General features: G+C 38.4%; 11 protein-coding genes and 1 other annotated feature. All 11 genes read right to left on the bottom strand.

What is annotated here, in order from left to right; all coding sequences use genetic code 11:
- Positions 1-85: 85 nt before the first annotated feature.
- The gene (locus tag SD1D_RS01485) at positions 86-1,801 is read right to left on the bottom strand and encodes a phospho-sugar mutase (RefSeq protein WP_058257280.1); all 1,716 of its coding nucleotides are present in this window, start codon (positions 1,799-1,801) and stop codon (positions 86-88) included.
- 120 nt (positions 1,802-1,921) lie between these two features.
- Positions 1,922-5,761, bottom strand: coding sequence for a DNA-directed RNA polymerase subunit beta' (gene rpoC / locus SD1D_RS01480; protein ID WP_087758718.1), 3,840 nt, complete (start codon positions 5,759-5,761; stop codon positions 1,922-1,924).
- Positions 5,762-5,820: 59 nt separating this feature from the next.
- Entirely contained in the window at positions 5,821-9,687 is a 3,867-nt protein-coding gene (gene rpoB, locus SD1D_RS01475) for a DNA-directed RNA polymerase subunit beta (RefSeq protein WP_058257279.1), read from the bottom strand.
- A 434-nt stretch (positions 9,688-10,121) separates the two neighbouring features.
- The gene (gene rplL, locus SD1D_RS01470) at positions 10,122-10,493 is read right to left on the bottom strand and encodes a 50S ribosomal protein L7/L12 (RefSeq protein ID WP_058257278.1); all 372 of its coding nucleotides are present in this window, start codon (positions 10,491-10,493) and stop codon (positions 10,122-10,124) included.
- 88 nt (positions 10,494-10,581) lie between these two features.
- Positions 10,582-11,067 (bottom strand): 50S ribosomal protein L10, encoded by a 486-nt coding sequence (gene rplJ, locus SD1D_RS01465; protein ID WP_058257277.1) that lies wholly within the window; start codon positions 11,065-11,067, stop codon positions 10,582-10,584.
- Between the two features lie 33 nt (positions 11,068-11,100).
- Positions 11,101-11,238 (bottom strand) — a sequence feature (ribosomal protein L10 leader region).
- A 57-nt stretch (positions 11,239-11,295) separates the two neighbouring features.
- The gene (gene rplA, locus SD1D_RS01460) at positions 11,296-11,988 is read right to left on the bottom strand and encodes a 50S ribosomal protein L1 (protein WP_058257276.1); all 693 of its coding nucleotides are present in this window, start codon (positions 11,986-11,988) and stop codon (positions 11,296-11,298) included.
- 166 nt (positions 11,989-12,154) lie between these two features.
- Positions 12,155-12,580 carry a 50S ribosomal protein L11 gene (gene rplK, locus SD1D_RS01455; protein ID WP_058257275.1) on the bottom strand — a complete coding sequence of 142 codons (426 nt, stop codon included), beginning with the start codon at positions 12,578-12,580 and terminating at the stop codon, positions 12,155-12,157.
- A gap of 137 nt (positions 12,581-12,717) precedes the next feature.
- A complete protein-coding gene (gene nusG, locus SD1D_RS01450; RefSeq protein WP_058257274.1) occupies positions 12,718-13,239 on the bottom strand; it encodes a transcription termination/antitermination protein NusG in 522 nt (173 codons plus the stop codon).
- Positions 13,240-13,249: 10 nt separating this feature from the next.
- Complete coding sequence (gene secE / locus SD1D_RS01445; RefSeq protein ID WP_058257273.1) at positions 13,250-13,462, bottom strand: preprotein translocase subunit SecE; 213 nt, start codon at positions 13,460-13,462, stop codon at positions 13,250-13,252.
- Positions 13,463-13,487: 25 nt separating this feature from the next.
- On the bottom strand, positions 13,488-13,637 hold the full coding sequence (rpmG, locus tag SD1D_RS01440) for a 50S ribosomal protein L33 (protein ID WP_087758717.1): 150 nt from the start codon (positions 13,635-13,637) through the stop codon (positions 13,488-13,490).
- Positions 13,638-13,828: 191 nt separating this feature from the next.
- A complete protein-coding gene (locus SD1D_RS01435) occupies positions 13,829-16,051 on the bottom strand; it encodes a S8 family serine peptidase (protein WP_058257272.1) in 2,223 nt (740 codons plus the stop codon).
- Positions 16,052-16,166: the final 115 nt, after the last annotated feature.

The raw sequence follows: 16,166 nt of genomic DNA, 5'->3' as shown, positions 1-16,166 counted from the left end.
GATAATAAAATCTGTCATCTACAAAGGCTATATTATTTATAGATATTCTGAAAACTCACCGGTAAAATACCTTTTATAAATTAGGTTAATTTACCTTAAATACCTCATCATTCATCAATCTACTTAGTCTCCTGCTTGCATCTTCCTTGCTTTCTCCCTTAACACCAAAATAAAATTTAATCTTTGGTTCTGTACCTGAAGGTCTGATTGCACACCAAGCATCCTCACTCATCTCATAGTAGAGAACATTGGATTTCGGAAGATTTGTAGGCTTAACTTCTCCTGTTTTTAAATCAGTTATGGTATCGGCTTCATAATCTCTTATCTTCAAGATTTCATATCCCCCGGCAGTTTTGGGAGAGTTTTTCCGATAGTTTTCCATAATGGATTTAATCTTCTCCATTCCCTCTATGCCCTTTAGGGTAATAGCTACGGTCTCTTCTTGGTAATATCCATATTTCTTAAAGATATTTTCCATTTGCTCATATAGGCTTATTCCTTGGGATTTGTAATAGGCACAAGCCTCACATAAGATCATAAGTGATACTACGGCATCCTTATCTCTGGAATGGGTTCCTACTAGGTATCCATAGCTTTCCTCATAACCAAAGATAAATTCATTGGAGCCTGTTTCTTCAAATAGTTTAATCTGCTCTCCTATATATTTAAAGCCGGTTAAGACTTCTATAAGCTTAGCATTGTAGTGTTCTGCTATCTTATCGGATATATTACCTGTAACGATAGTTTTTATCAGGGCACTGTTCTTAGGTAATATTCCTTTAGCGGCTTTCTGGGAAAATACATATTCGGCAATTAAAGCACCTGTCATATTACCGTTAAATAATACATATTCCCCTTTATTATTTTTTACCTGGACTCCCAAACGATCCGCATCCGGATCTGTGGCCAGGATAATATCAGCTCCAACTTTATCTGCCAGTTCTTTTGCCAAGGTAAACACCTTAGGGTCTTCCGGATTAGGATATTCTACTGTGCTAAAATTAGAATCCGGCTGCTCCTGCTCAGACACAACATATACATTACTAAATCCTAATTCCCTAAGGATTCTTTGTACCGGCATATTACCGGATCCGTGTAAGGGTGTATATACAATGGTTAATTTCTTACCTTCTTCACTAATCGGATTAATCGTAAGGGCTTTTAAGCTTTCGATATACCTGTCATCAATTTCCTGTCCAATTATTTTTAGAAGACCTTCTTTTATAGCTTCCTCTTTTGTCATGGTCTTTGCTGCGGCAAAGTCAGTGATTGCATTAACTTCTTGAATAATTTCCACATCCTTAGGATATGTAATCTGTGCTCCGTCTTCCCAGTATACCTTATAACCATTGTACTCAGGGGGATTATGGCTGGCTGTTATAACCACTCCGGCAATACAAGCAAGTTCTCTTACAGCAAAGGATAACATGGGGGTAGGCCTTAATGAATCAAACAAATAAGCCTTAATCTTATTGGCAGCCAAACATAGGGCCGTCTCCATGGCAAATTCCGGTGACATTCTCCTGGAATCATAGGCTATAACGACTCCTTTACTCTCCCCTTTTTGCTTAATTATATAATTTGCCAGTCCCTGGGTAGCCTTTCTAACGGTATATATATTCATTCGGTTAATGCCGGCTCCCAGTATTCCTCTTAAGCCTCCTGTACCAAACTCAAGGTTTTTAAAAAATCTTTCCTTAATTTCTTTATCATTACCTTCTAATGCTTTAAGTTCATTTCTAGTGTCTTCATCAAAATACGGATTTGTAAGCCATTCATTATACATTTCTAAATATCCCATACACAAACTCCTTATATTTATTTATAATCCCACTATCTGGTTACTGTTTTTTTATTTTGAAAAGAGGAGCATGAGGCTGCCCCGCCCCCTTGCTCCTCTTCCCAAAATTAGCATTTTATTTTATAGACCGTCACTATAATCGTCTTCAATTATGCCTTTTAAATTAAATTCTGTTTCTGTCCAGTCACCGTCATTGTGGGTTTCCTCACCAAGGGAAATATGAGCATCGTCTACGCCGGGTTTACTGTCTTCACGGCCAATATAGTTATCGCCGCTGGTATATTTTTCTTCATCATATACAACTTCAGGTATTCCGTCTTCTACATAATTATCCCCCTGGTCCTGGTTTTCAGGGTATTCTAAGGTTTCAAAGTCTTGGCTATAACTGCCTTCAGGATACATATCAGCAGCCATTAAGCTTTCTTCTTGGATATCTGTATCCAACTTAACTGAACGGTATCTCTTCATGCCGGTACCGGCAGGAATAAGCTTACCGATTATAACATTTTCCTTAAGTCCTATTAAAGGATCCACCTTACCTTTAATTGCGGCTTCGGTTAAGACTTTAGTTGTTTCTTGGAATGATGCTGCTGACAAGAAGGAATTAGTTGCCAGGGAAGCTTTTGTAATTCCCAGCATTACCTGTTTACCCTCTGCCGGCTGTAAGCCCTGTTCTTCCATAGCCTTATTTACATCATTAAACTCCATAATGTCTACCAAAGCACCGGGTAGGAAGTTGGTGTCACCGTTATCTTCTATACGGACTTTCTTAAGCATCTGACGAACTATAACTTCGATATGCTTATCATTTATTTCAACACCCTGCAGGCGATATACCCGCTGAACTTCTTGTATCATATAATCCTGAACTGCACGGACTCCTTTTATTTTAAGGATATCATGTGGATTTACACTACCTTCAGTCAGCTCGTCACCGGCCTCGATAATGTCTCCCTCCATAACCTTAATCCTTGAACCGTAAGGAATAAGATATGCCTTAGATTCCATAGTTTCAGGATTTGTTACAATAACTTCTCTTTTCTTCTTGGTGTCCTTAATGGTAACTGTGCCGCCAAATTCTGAAATAATTGCAAGTCCCTTTGGCTTTCTGGCCTCAAAAAGTTCCTCAACACGAGGAAGACCCTGTGTAATATCGTCACCGGCCACACCACCTGTATGGAAGGTACGCATTGTAAGCTGGGTTCCCGGTTCACCTATGGACTGTGCCGCAATTATTCCTACCGCTTCACCTACTTGAACAGCTTCACCGGTAGCTAAGTTGGCTCCATAACATTTTGCACATACACCGATATGGGACTTACATGACAGTACGTTACGAATCTTAACCTTATCTACACCGGTTTCTATAATCTTAGCTGCCCGCTTTGGTGTAATCATATGATTTGCTTTTACAATTATATTACCTTCTGCATCATATATGGTCTCGCAGGAAAATCTTCCTGTTATTCTTTCCTCAAGGGTTTCAATAACTTCACTGCCGTCAGTGAATGCCTTTACCCACATACCTGTAATTTCTTCTTCATGTTCGCAGCAATCTGCCTCACGGATGATTAAATCCTGAGCTACGTCAACCAAACGTCTGGTCAGGTATCCTGAGTCCGCAGTACGAAGAGCAGTATCGGAAAGACCTTTTCTGGCTCCATGGGCTGATATAAAGTATTCAAGTACATCAAGTCCTTCACGAAGGTTGGATTTGATAGGCAGTTCAATGGTACGGCCTGATGTATCAGCCATCAGTCCACGCATACCTGCCAGCTGCTTAATCTGCTTATCAGAACCACGGGCGCCGGAGTCTGACATCATTTTAATATTGTTAAATCTATCTAAACCTGCAAGAAGCGTTTCAGTAAGTTCATTGTCTGCTTCCTTCCAAGTATTAATTACAGCATTGTAACGTTCCTCTTCTGTCATTCTACCACGGCGATATTCTTTAGAAATACTTTCTACGGTTTCTTCTGCTTCCGCAAGAATCTGCTTCTTCTCTTCCGGAACCTTCATATCGGATATGGAAACAGTAAATGCCGCCCTGGTTGCATATTTGTAACCTAGGGTTTTAACAGCATCTAACAGTTCTGCTGTCTGAGTCGCCCCGTGGATATTAATGCATTTTTCAAGGATAGGTTTAAGCTGCTTCTTTCCTACAAGAAAATTTATTTCAAGTTCAAGGAAATTTTCAGGTTTACTTCTATCAACAAATCCTAGGTCCTGGGGAATTATTTCATTGAAAACAAAGCGTCCTAAGGTGGATTTTATCATTTTAGACTCTTCCACCCCTTCATTATTTATACCTGTCATTTTTACTAAAATAGGCTCATGAAGTGTAATTGTTTTATTTTCATAGGCTAGGATTGCTTCATCAACACTCTTAAAGGAATGTAAAATTCCTGTATCATTTTCTCTTTCTATGGTCAGATAATAGATACCCAGAACCATATCCTGAGAAGGAACAGTTACCGGTGCACCGTCTGAGGGTTTTAATAGGTTGTTAGGTGACAGTAACAGGAATCTACATTCTGCCTGAGCTTCCACAGACAAGGGTACATGGACAGCCATTTGGTCTCCGTCAAAGTCCGCATTGTATGCTGTACATACCAAAGGATGAAGCTTAATTGCCTTACCTTCTACAAGTACAGGCTCAAATGCTTGGATACCCAGTCTATGAAGGGTCGGAGCACGGTTTAACATAACCGGATGCTCTTTAATAACATCCTCCAATACATCCCATACCTCAGGCTGAAGTCTCTCTACCATCTTCTTAGCTGACTTTATATTATGGGCGGTTCCTCTGGCTACCAGCTCTTTCATAACGAAAGGCTTAAACAATTCAATAGCCATTTCCTTAGGAAGACCACACTGATAAAGCTTTAATTCGGGACCGACAACTATAACGGAACGACCGGAATAGTCAACTCTCTTACCAAGAAGATTTTGACGGAAACGTCCCTGTTTACCTTTTAACATATCAGATAAGGATTTTAAAGGACGGTTGCCGGGGCCTGTTACAGGCCTTCCTCTTCTGCCGTTATCTATTAAGGCATCCACAGCTTCCTGTAACATTCTCTTCTCATTACGAACAATAATATCCGGAGCTCCTAGTTCTAACAGTCTCTTTAAGCGATTATTTCTGTTGATTATTCTTCTATATAAATCATTCATATCGGAAGTTGCAAATCTTCCTCCGTCTAGCTGAACCATAGGACGAAGATCCGGGGGGATAACCGGAATTACGGTAAGAATTAACCACTCCGGCTTATTTCCCGACTCCCTAAAGGCCTCAACGACTTCCAGACGTTTAATAATTCTCGCCCGCTTTTGGCCTGTGGAATCCTTTAATGCCCTTTTTAAATCCTTAACTTCCTTATCTAAATCAATATTTCTTAAAAGCTCTTGTACAGCTTCCGCACCCATTCCTACACGGAAGCTACCTTCACCATATTTCTCAATTGCTTCCTGTTTTTCCTTTTCATTAAGAACCTGTTTGTACTGAAGGTCGGTATTTCCCTTATCCAGTACAATATAGGAAGCAAAGTAAAGTACTTTTTCTAGGGTCCTTGGTGACAAGTCAAGGAGTAAACCCATACGGCTTGGTATTCCTTTAAAATACCATATATGGGATACCGGTGCTGCCAGTTCAATATGACCCATTCTTTCACGGCGTACACTGGCTTTTGTAACCTCAACACCACAGCGGTCACAAACGACACCTTTATATCTGATTTTTTTATACTTTCCGCAATGACATTCCCAGTCCTTACTGGGTCCAAAAATTCTTTCGCAGAACAAGCCATCCTTTTCCGGTTTTAAGGTTCTATAGTTAATGGTTTCAGGTTTTCTTACCTCGCCTCTGGACCATTCCCTAATTTTTTCCGGTGAGGCTAGACCAATTCTAATTGCATCATAGGTTATTTCCTGCTCATTGTTATACATAATATCAGGCATTATTTGGCTCTCCCTTCATTAACTCTGCTTTTGATACTAAGATAGGGTTTTACTCAAGTTTAATCAAAACTAAAGTCATCTTGCTGCTCTACTTCACCCGAATCTTCCTCGTAGATATCAAAAATATCGTTGTCAATATCCTCACCTTCTGTCTTGGTGAAACCGGCGTCTTCATAGCCCTCCTCATCATATCTGAAGTTATTATCTCCTTCAATTAACTGAGTCATATCAGAATCACCGTATTCTGAATTTTCTGTCAACCTAACCTCGTTACCATATTCGTCAAGAACAGTAACATCAAGAGCTAAGGACTGAAGTTCCTTTAAGAGAACCTTAAAGGATTCCGGTATGCCGGGCTCACTGATATTTTCACCTTTAATAATTGCTTCATAGGTTTTTACACGACCGGTTACATCGTCAGATTTTACTGTCAGGATTTCTTGGAGAATATATGCCGCACCGTATGCTTCCAGTGCCCATACTTCCATCTCACCAAATCTCTGTCCGCCAAACTGTGCCTTACCCCCTAGAGGCTGTTGTGTTACCAATGAATAAGGTCCTGTAGAGCGGGCATGAATCTTATCATCAACCAGATGATGCAACTTCAAATAATGCATAAAGCCTACGGTTACCGGCTGGTCAAAGAACTCACCGGTTCTTCCGTCTCGAAGCATAATTTTTCCATCACTGTTAATGGGAACACCCTTCCATTCATTATTTTCACCGTGATGTTCTTTCAGATAATCGAAAAGATAAGGATTTATATTATCTTTATACTTTTCTTCGAATTCTTCCCATTCTAAGTTGGCATAATCATTGGCTATTTTTAAGGTATCCATAATATCAAATTCATTGGCACCGTCAAAAACCGGAGTTGCCACGTCGATACCTAAAACCTTTGCAGCTAAGGACAGATGTATCTCAAGTACCTGTCCGATATTCATACGGGAAGGTACGCCTAAGGGGTTTAATACTATATCTAAAGGTCTTCCGTTTGGTAAAAATGGCATATCCTCAACAGGTAACACACGGGATACAACACCCTTATTACCGTGTCTTCCGGCCATCTTGTCACCAACCTGGATTTTTCTTTTTTGTGCTATATATACACGAACAGTTTCGTTAACACCGGGAGATAATTCATCTCCGTTTTCTCTGGTAAATACCTTGGCATCTACAACAATACCATACTCACCATGAGGAACCCTTAAAGAAGTATCCCTTACTTCTCTTGCCTTCTCCCCAAAGATTGCTCTAAGTAATCTTTCTTCGGCGGTCAGTTCAGTTTCACCCTTAGGGGTAACTTTACCCACAAGAATGTCACCGGCACGAACTTCTGCACCGATACGGATAATTCCTCTTTCATCCAAGTCCTTAAGGGCTTCGTCACCGACACCGGGTATATCCCTGGTTATTTCTTCGGGACCAAGTTTGGTATCTCTTGCCTCAGCCTCATATTCTTCTATATGAATAGATGTATATACATCCTCTTGAACCAAACGTTCACTAATTAATACAGCGTCCTCGTAGTTATATCCTTCCCAGGTCATAAAGCCAATCAAAGGATTCTTACCAAGGGCCAGCTCACCCTTACTGGTTGAAGGACCGTCTGCAATAACCTGACCTGCCTCAACCCTATCACCCCAATTTACTACAGGTCTTTGGTTAATACAGGTACCTTGGTTACTCTTGGAAAATTTAATGAGACGATATGTGCTCTTTGAACCGTCATCATTTTTAACTAAAATCTCCCTGGCAGTCACCTTTTCCACAGTACCGGATTTTTTAGCCAGAACGCATACCCCGGAGTCGATGGCTGCCTTGGCCTCAATTCCGGTTCCTACTACAGGAGCTTCTGTCTTAAGAAGGGGAACAGCCTGACGCTGCATGTTGGCACCCATTAGAGCACGGTTAGCATCGTCATTTTCCAAGAAAGGAATTAATGATGTAGCCACAGAAAAGACCATCTTAGGAGATACGTCCATTAAGTCAATCTGCTGCTTATCATATTGGGAAGTTTCTTCTTTATATCGGCCGGATATACTGTTGCCAATAAAATATCCATTCTCATCAAGCTCAGCATTAGCTTGTGCTACTACATATCTATCCTCTTCATCTGCCGTCAGATAAATTACCTCATCGGTAACCTTAGGATTTTCAGGATCAGCCTTATCTACCACACGATAAGGAGCCTCTATAAATCCATATTCGTTAATTCTTGCATAGGTTGCAAGAGAGTTAATAAGACCGATGTTAGGACCTTCCGGGGTCTCAACAGGACACATTCTTCCATAATGGGAATAGTGTACGTCACGGACTTCAAAGCCCGCTCTGTCACGGGAAAGACCACCCGGTCCTAAAGCTGATAGACGTCTTTTATGAGTCAGCTCACCCAAGGGGTTATGTTGATCCATAAACTGTGACAACTGGGAGCTTCCAAAGAATTCTTTTACCGCTGCAGTCACAGGTTTAATATTTATTAAGGATTGAGGACTTATACCCTCTAAATCCTGTGTTGTCATTCTTTCTCTGACAACTCTTTCCATTCTAGACAGTCCGATACGGTACTGGTTCTGTAAAAGCTCACCCACCGCACGAATTCTTCTGTTGCCCAAATGGTCAATATCATCTATATATCCTATACCATATTCCAGATTAATATTATAATTTATAGAAGCAATTATATCTTCTTTAGTTATATATTTCGGAACCAGGTCGCTGATATTTTTTCTAAGTGCTTCCTTAATATCTTCAAGAGAAGTATGATTCTCTAAAATCTTTTTTAATACAGGGTAGTAGACATATTCATTAAGACCCATGGATTTCTTCTCTGCAACACTGATTTCAGGTAAATAATAAGAAAGGTTAACCATCATATTGGAAATAACCTTCACATTTCTTTCATCCGCTTGTACCATAACAGAAGGTATAGCAGAATCTTGTATAATCATTGCTAATTCGTTACTTACTGTAGTCCCTGCTTCAGCAATTACTTCACCGGTGGACTTATCAACTACATCTTCAGCCAGTACAAAACCTACGATGCGATTACGATAAGCCAGTTTTTTATTAAATTTATAGCGACCTACTTTCGCCAGGTCGTATCTTCTGGCATCAAAAAACATACTGTTAAGTAAGGCTTCTGCATTTTCCACTGCCAGTGGCTCACCGGGACGAAGTTTTTTGTATAACTCTAATAAACCATCCTGATAACTACCGGATGGATCCCTAGCTGTACTTGGGTCTTTAGCCAAACTTGCAAGAATTTTCGGTTCCTCACCGAACAGCTGCTTAATTTCTTCATTCGTTCCATATCCTAATGCTCTGATAAATGTTGTAATCGGAACTTTTCTATTACGATCTACCCTAACATAGAATACATCGTTGGAATCAGTTTCATATTCCAACCAAGCACCTCTATTGGGTATGACAGTAGCAGAAAATAATTTCTTACCAATCTTATCATGATCTACAGCATAATATATACCGGGGGAACGTACCAGTTGGCTTACAATTACTCTTTCCGCACCATTTATAACAAATGTACCCGTTTCAGTCATAAGCGGTAAATCGCCCATAAATATGTCATGTTCATTAATTTCGTTATTTTCTTTATTATGGAGTCTGACCTTTACCTTTAAGGGAGCTGCATAGGTTGCATCTCTTTCCTTACATTCTTCTATTGTATATTTAATATCATCCTCACACAATGTAAAGTCTACAAACTCCAGACTCAAGTTTCCGCCGTAATCAGTAATCGGAGATATATCATCAAATACTTCTTTAAGCCCTTCTGTAAGGAACCATTGATAGGAATCCTTTTGAACCTCAATTAGATTAGGCATCTCCAATACTTCCTTCTGCTTGGAGTAACTCATTCTAACGTTGTTACCAACCTTGACCGGATGCATTCTGTTTCTATCCATTGACGTTTTCACCCCTTGAGTTTAATTATACATAAGACTCCCCCAAATTTTAGGGAGTCTTATAATTTGTTATAAAAATATCTTTTCTTTTTTATCCGTATATGCTATAATAATGTTAATTAGGCATATAACACCACAATAGTGCACTTTTCATACTACCACAAAGGTTTTCCACTGTCAACATTAAATTTGTTGACTTTTTATGTTTTTTTTAAATGTTTATATATTATAGTTAGATTATTCCCATTTATTACATAATATTACATCTTAATGAATAAGTTTTGACAATTATAAGGGCTTATGCAGAGTAACTACTTTGCATAAGCCTTATTTTATATTTTCTTCAACATCTAAGTAAAAAAGTATCTATAGTAGAAGAAATACACCCTTTACTATAGATACCTTTTTTATTGAAATCTTAAAATTGTATCAGATTACTTTAATGTAACCTTAGCGCCTTCAGCTTCTAACTTAGCCTTCATATCGTCAGCTTCTGCCTTGCTTACGCCTTCCTTAACCATCTTAGGTGCGTTATCAACAAGATCCTTAGCTTCCTTTAAGCCTAAGCCGGTGATGTCACGAACAACTTTGATAACCTTAACCTTGTTAGGACCAACTTCAGTTAACTCAACATCAAATTCGCTCTTTTCTTCCTCAGCTGCGCCGCCTGCTGCTGCGCCACCTGCTGCTACTACAACACCTGCTGCTGCAGATACACCAAATTCTTCTTCACATGCTTTTACTAATTCATTTAATTCTAATACAGTAAGGCCTTTAATTGCCTCGATAAATTCTTGAGTTGTCATAATTATATACCTCCATCTAAATTTGTTTTGTAAGTTTATCTTACTCTAATAATACAATAGGTTATCGTCCTAATAACTTACCAGATAATTATGCTGCTTTTTCAGCAATCTGCTTAAGCACTCTTGCAAGATTTGCAATAGGTGATTGTAAGCTTCCAAGTAGTTTGGAAATAAGAACTTCTCTGGAAGGAATAGCGGCAATTTCCTTTATACCTTCCTTATCATAGTATACTCCTTCAACAACGCCTGACTTGAACTCTAATTTTGGCATTTTCTTAGCCAAATCATTAATAATTCTGGCAGGAGCTGTTACATCATCAATACCAAATGCTACGGCTGTAGGACCTTCTAAATCCTTTGATAATGCTTCATACTCAGTTCCTTGGAAAGCAAAATTCAATAATGTGTTCTTATATACCTTGTATACAACACCTGCTTCCCTTAATTTCTTACGAAGCTCTGTATCTTCTGCAACTGTAAGCCCACGATAGTCTACAAGTACTATAGCATGCGCATCTTTGGCATAACCTTTAATCTCTTCAACTATAGGCTGCTTTAATTCTACTTTAGCCATTAGGTACACCTCCTTTTAGTATTTCGTCATAGGTCTCCAATAAAAAAACCTCTTCCTGCCAAAGCAAAAAGAGGTTATATTTCATATAATATAAACCAACTTCTCCTCGGTAGGCGGTACCACCTTACGCCTTACGGCACCTACTGTCTTCGGCAGTTTTTATTTGTTGCAAAACGCATTATAACATGAATTATTAATCCAAGTCAACACATATTTGCAATTTATTTATTAGCTTAATTTAGCAGTGTTTAATTTTACGCCAGGGCCCATTGTAGAAGCTAATGTAACACTTCTTAAGTATTGTCCCTTAGCTGCTGCAGGTTTTGCCTTAATAATTGCTCCCATTAAGGTCTGGAAGTTATCATTAAGCTGCTCCTCTGTAAAGGAAGCTTTTCCGATAGGTACGTGAATAATATTTGTCTTATCTAATCTATACTCAATCTTACCTGCTTTTATATCTTTAACCGCTTTAGCAACGTCCATTGTAACTGTACCTGCTTTAGGGTTAGGCATTAAACCTTTAGGTCCAAGTACACGTCCTAAGCGACCAACTACACCCATCATATCGGGAGTAGCAACTACAACGTCAAAGTCAAGCCAGCCGTCGTTCTGAATCTTAGGAATCAGTTCGTCTCCGCCTACAAAATCTGCTCCGGCTGCTTCTGCTTCTGCCACTTTATCGCCCTTGGCAAATACAAGTACACGAACTGTCTTACCTGTTCCGTGGGGTAGAACAACTGCTCCACGAACCTGTTGATCCGCATGACGTCCGTCAACGTTTAGGCGGATGTGCGCTTCTATAGTTTCATCAAATTTAGCAACTGCTGATTGTTTTACTAAGCTGATTGCTTCTTCTGCATCGTACAAAGTATTTCTGTCTATTGCCTTTGCAGCATTAAGATATTTCTTTCCTCTTTTCATTCTATAAACCTCCTAGTGGTAATATCGGAAGAAAACGGCGGACTTTACGATCATCTATCACGCCATGCATATCCTCCCACATTAATAGATTTTAAAAACATAATCATTTCTTATAATATATATTTTCTAATATATATCTTCCTTGATTATGTTGTTATATTCTCAATTAGTCTTCAACTTCAATGCCCATACTTCTGGCTGTTCCTGCTATCATTCTCATAGCAGCATCAATATCCGCAGCATTTAGATCCGGCATCTTTATTTCTGCAATCTTTTGCAGGTCTGCTTTACTGATTTTAGCAACCTTGTTCTTATTAGGAACAGCGGAACCGGATTTCAAATTCAGAGTCTTCTTTAATAATACTGCTGCCGGGGGTGTCTTTGTAACGAAGCTAAAGCTTCTGTCTGCATATACTGTAATAATTACAGGAATAATCATGCCGTCTTGATCGGCTGTTCTTGCGTTAAATTCCTTTGTGAACTGAACAATGTTCACACCATGCTGTCCTAATGCAGGTCCAACCGGAGGAGCCGGTGTTGCCTTTCCTGCAGGGATTTGTAATTTGATATAACCTGTTACTTTCTTAGCCATTATTGTTTACCTCCTGATAATGTGGTGTTTGCGGGGATTTCCCTCCCACTAAAACTGCGTAAATTACTGCATATCCATGATTGCAATCTTTTTATTGCATACGTGCATACGGCTAATATGCCCATCATGACCCTTAATTATTTTTGAATCTTAACATCACTGAAACTGATTTCTACCGGAGTTTCACGTCCAAACAGCTCTACGCTTATGGTGACTATCTGCTTATGAGGATTGATAGCCTTGATTACACCGGTTGTATTTTCCCATACTCCGTTCATAACTGTAACGGTATCGCCAACCTCAAAGTCTACTACTATATCATCCTTCATGATGCCCATATTACGCATCTCTGCCTCCGTGAGCGGAACCGGTTGTTTGGAATCCGGGCCTACGAAGCCTGTAACTCCCCTAGTGTTACGAACAACATACCATACGTCATCATTCATAACCATATGGATTAATACATAACCGGGAAACATTTTCTTTTGTACACGTTTTTTCACACCGTTTTTAACTTCAATAACTTCCTTCATAGGTACAGATACTTCTAAGATCTGATCTTGAAGCCTTCTGTTTTCAATCATTTTCTCAATGTTTGCTTTTACTTTGTTCTCATATCCCGAATATGTGTGAACAACGTACCAATTAGCTTCTGACATATTCTCACCCTTATCCTAAAATAAAGCCGATACCGAGTTCAATTACATAATCCAGTAGATAAATAATTATACCCAATAGGATAGTAACGATAACAACCGCAACTGTTTGTTTAGTAAGAGTTAATCTATCCGGCCAGACTATTTTTTTGAATTCGGACTTCATGCTCTTAAACCAGCTTTTTTTGGGAGCTTTGTCAGTTACTTTACCAGCCATTTCACTCATTTCTTCACTTTCCTTTCAGATATAATTATTTGGTTTCTTTGTGTAATGTATGGGTTCTGCAGAATTTACAATACTTCTTAGTTTCCATTCTGTCCGGATATAACTTCTTTTCTTTAGTCATATTGTAATTACGCTGTTTACAATCCGTACATGCTAAAGTGATTTTTACGCGCACAATTTCCACCTCCGCTTTCTTTTGCAGCGCTTATTACTGCTTTGCCTTATAAAGACTTTTTTAGGCATAAAAAAAAAGCCCTCTTCTTTGCTTAATTACTATAACATATAAGGGAATTTCCGTCAATAACTTTTTTTTAGTAATAAGCGGATTAATAAACTAATCCGCTTATTTATTTTGTATAAATCTTTTTATGGATCTGCAGCCACAACCACAATCTTGCACACCGCCGTAAATCCGTTACTGGTTCTGGCTGTAATGATTGCTTCTCCTTCCTTAAGAGCCTTAAGTTTTCCCTTATTATCTACCGATACGATATCCTTATGGGAACTGTTATATGTAATTAAATCGGTAGTAGTTGCAGGCTTTACAAATGCCCTTAATATATAAGTATCACCAATAGTCATGGTTTTTTCACTTCGAGTAAATTTAACATCTTCTGATTTAATAGTCTTTACTTCTATTATCTTTATCCTTTGATTACCTCTATGGTCTATGGCATAAATGGTATAAAAACCATCTTTTTTAACATTGAAGAAGCCTCTTTCATTATTTAGTTTTATCTCCTTGCCGGATGCGGCCGGCATAAAGTCTTCAATCTGTCTTTTTCCGGAGAGATATTTTACCCGCTTAATACCGCTTTGACTGTCTCTTACCCTAATATTTATAGTCCTTGTCTTATAGTCCCCTGAGACTGTAAAGCCTGCCGATATTATCGGTGAAGTTTTATCGTCTGTCACCTTATAATGGCGAACAAATTCATTGCCTGCATAATCACTTATATAGAATGAATATACACCTGCTTTTGAAACTTTGACCTGATTATTCTTTACTGCCTGCCCCTTGGTACCACGGCTAAAATCTTTTATATCCCTTTTACCTGTCAGCCAACGTATTACCCTAACTCCGGCTCCACCCTCATCCTTTGCCTTTACATCTATTATCAAATTTCCTTTATCATATAGGGTACTTAGCTTAATCGTAGGCACTGATTTATCTTTTCTTAGGTCCCTTATAGACAATAATGCCTTATATGCACTGACTATCCCGGGATATCTTATACTGCCTTTAAGTTCTGATACGGGTTTTATAGTTTTTAACAATAATTCTTTTACTCTTTGGGGATATATATTTTCATTATAGGAATATAAAAGGGCAGCCACTGCACTTACTTGGGGAACAGCCATGGAAGAACCACTTAATGTTTTATAGGACCCCACTGCAGTGCTCAGTATATCACTTCCCGGTGCAGCAATATCAACAGACTTTTTTCCATAGTTTGATAATCTTGTAAGCCTGCCAAAAGCATCGATAAAGGTAACTGATATTAGATTATCCAGCTTATAACTTGCAGGATATACCGGTTTATGGTCATTATTTAAGCCTTGATTTCCGGCAGCCGCTACAAATAACATATCCGATTCCTTTATAACTTCTTTTAAGGCAGGGGAATTTTGGTCCGTACCCCAGCTTATATTACAGATATCTGCCCCCATCATTGTGGCATACTTTATAGCAAGGATTGCATCGGATATGCTGCCTGTTCCGTCCCTTCCCCCGTTGATTTTTAAAACCATAAGCTTAATATCAATTTTAGAGGCTATGCCGGCTATTCCTATTCCATTATCTGCTACTGCCCCGATTATTCCTGCTATATGGGTTCCATGGTCATCATTATCCTCAGGAAGTGCTAGATTTGACTTTGATTTACTGTCATATTTATAATGGCATACACTGTCATCGTCATTATAAAAATCCCAACCATAAATATCGTCTACAAAACCGTTATTATCATTGTCTATACCGTCCCCTGCTATTTCATTTTCATTAATCCATATATTTTTTGTTAAATCAGGATGAGTATAATCAACTCCTGTATCAATTATTGCAACCACTACCTGACGGCGCCCTATTTTTTCAGCAGCCAAATACCTCCAGGCTTCGGCTACATCCATATCTATATCCTTTTTTGCAAATATTTCTTTATTACCATTGGATGAAAATAATAAATAAGATCCGGGATTATGGATTGCCCACTGATTTGCTGCATAGGTATCGTTTGTTACCTGCATAGCTTCTACTTTACCATTAGCCTGAACCACTTTTACTAGGGGATCTTTTTTTAGTTTTTTTACTAAATCTTGATATATTTCTTTGTTATCAACTGAAACAAGTCCATAATCCCCAAAATGCTGGGTAATTTTTGCATTATTATCAAAACCATCTAAAAGCTTGGATAATTCCTGCTCTTCTAGCTTCCTATTAAAAAGAACTATCAGTTCATTGTTATCATTTTCTATTATATCTTTATCTTGTTTATAATAAATTGAATTCTTTATTATCACTATAATAATTCCTAATAATATAGGAAAGATAAATGTAATTATTTTTATGTACTTACTTTTTACCCTCATAATACTTCCAACTTTCTATTAACAACAAAAAAATTTAATCTTCTATTTATAGTTTAACTATAGAACATTTATTATAATATTACTATATTATAGCTTATCTATATAATAATATTAC

Origin of the sequence: Herbinix luporum (genome assembly GCF_900070325.1) — a bacterium.
GTDB classification, from domain to species: Bacteria; Bacillota; Clostridia; order Lachnospirales; family Lachnospiraceae; genus Mobilitalea; species Mobilitalea luporum.
The sequence above is the reverse complement of the archived record's forward strand: the minus strand, read 5'-3'. Positions and strand labels throughout refer to the sequence as shown.

Bases quoted from the DNA above. Each gene is read 5' to 3' on its own strand.
- SD1D_RS01485 (WP_058257280.1), bottom strand. From the start codon at position 1,801: ATGGGATATTTAGAAATGTATAATGAATGGCTTACAAATCCGTATTTT.
- rplK (WP_058257275.1), bottom strand. From the start codon at position 12,580: ATGGCTAAGAAAGTAACAGGTTATATCAAATTACAAATCCCTGCAGGA.
- rplL (WP_058257278.1), bottom strand. From the start codon at position 10,493: ATGACAACTCAAGAATTTATCGAGGCAATTAAAGGCCTTACTGTATTA.
- rpoC (WP_087758718.1), bottom strand. From the start codon at position 5,761: ATGCCTGATATTATGTATAACAATGAGCAGGAAATAACCTATGATGCA.
- secE (WP_058257273.1), bottom strand. From the start codon at position 13,462: ATGAGTGAAATGGCTGGTAAAGTAACTGACAAAGCTCCCAAAAAAAGC.
- rpoB (WP_058257279.1), bottom strand. From the start codon at position 9,687: ATGGATAGAAACAGAATGCATCCGGTCAAGGTTGGTAACAACGTTAGA.
- SD1D_RS01435 (WP_058257272.1), bottom strand. From the start codon at position 16,051: ATGAGGGTAAAAAGTAAGTACATAAAAATAATTACATTTATCTTTCCT.
- nusG (WP_058257274.1), bottom strand. From the start codon at position 13,239: ATGTCAGAAGCTAATTGGTACGTTGTTCACACATATTCGGGATATGAG.
- rplJ (WP_058257277.1), bottom strand. From the start codon at position 11,067: ATGGCTAAAGTAGAATTAAAGCAGCCTATAGTTGAAGAGATTAAAGGT.
- rplA (WP_058257276.1), bottom strand. From the start codon at position 11,988: ATGAAAAGAGGAAAGAAATATCTTAATGCTGCAAAGGCAATAGACAGA.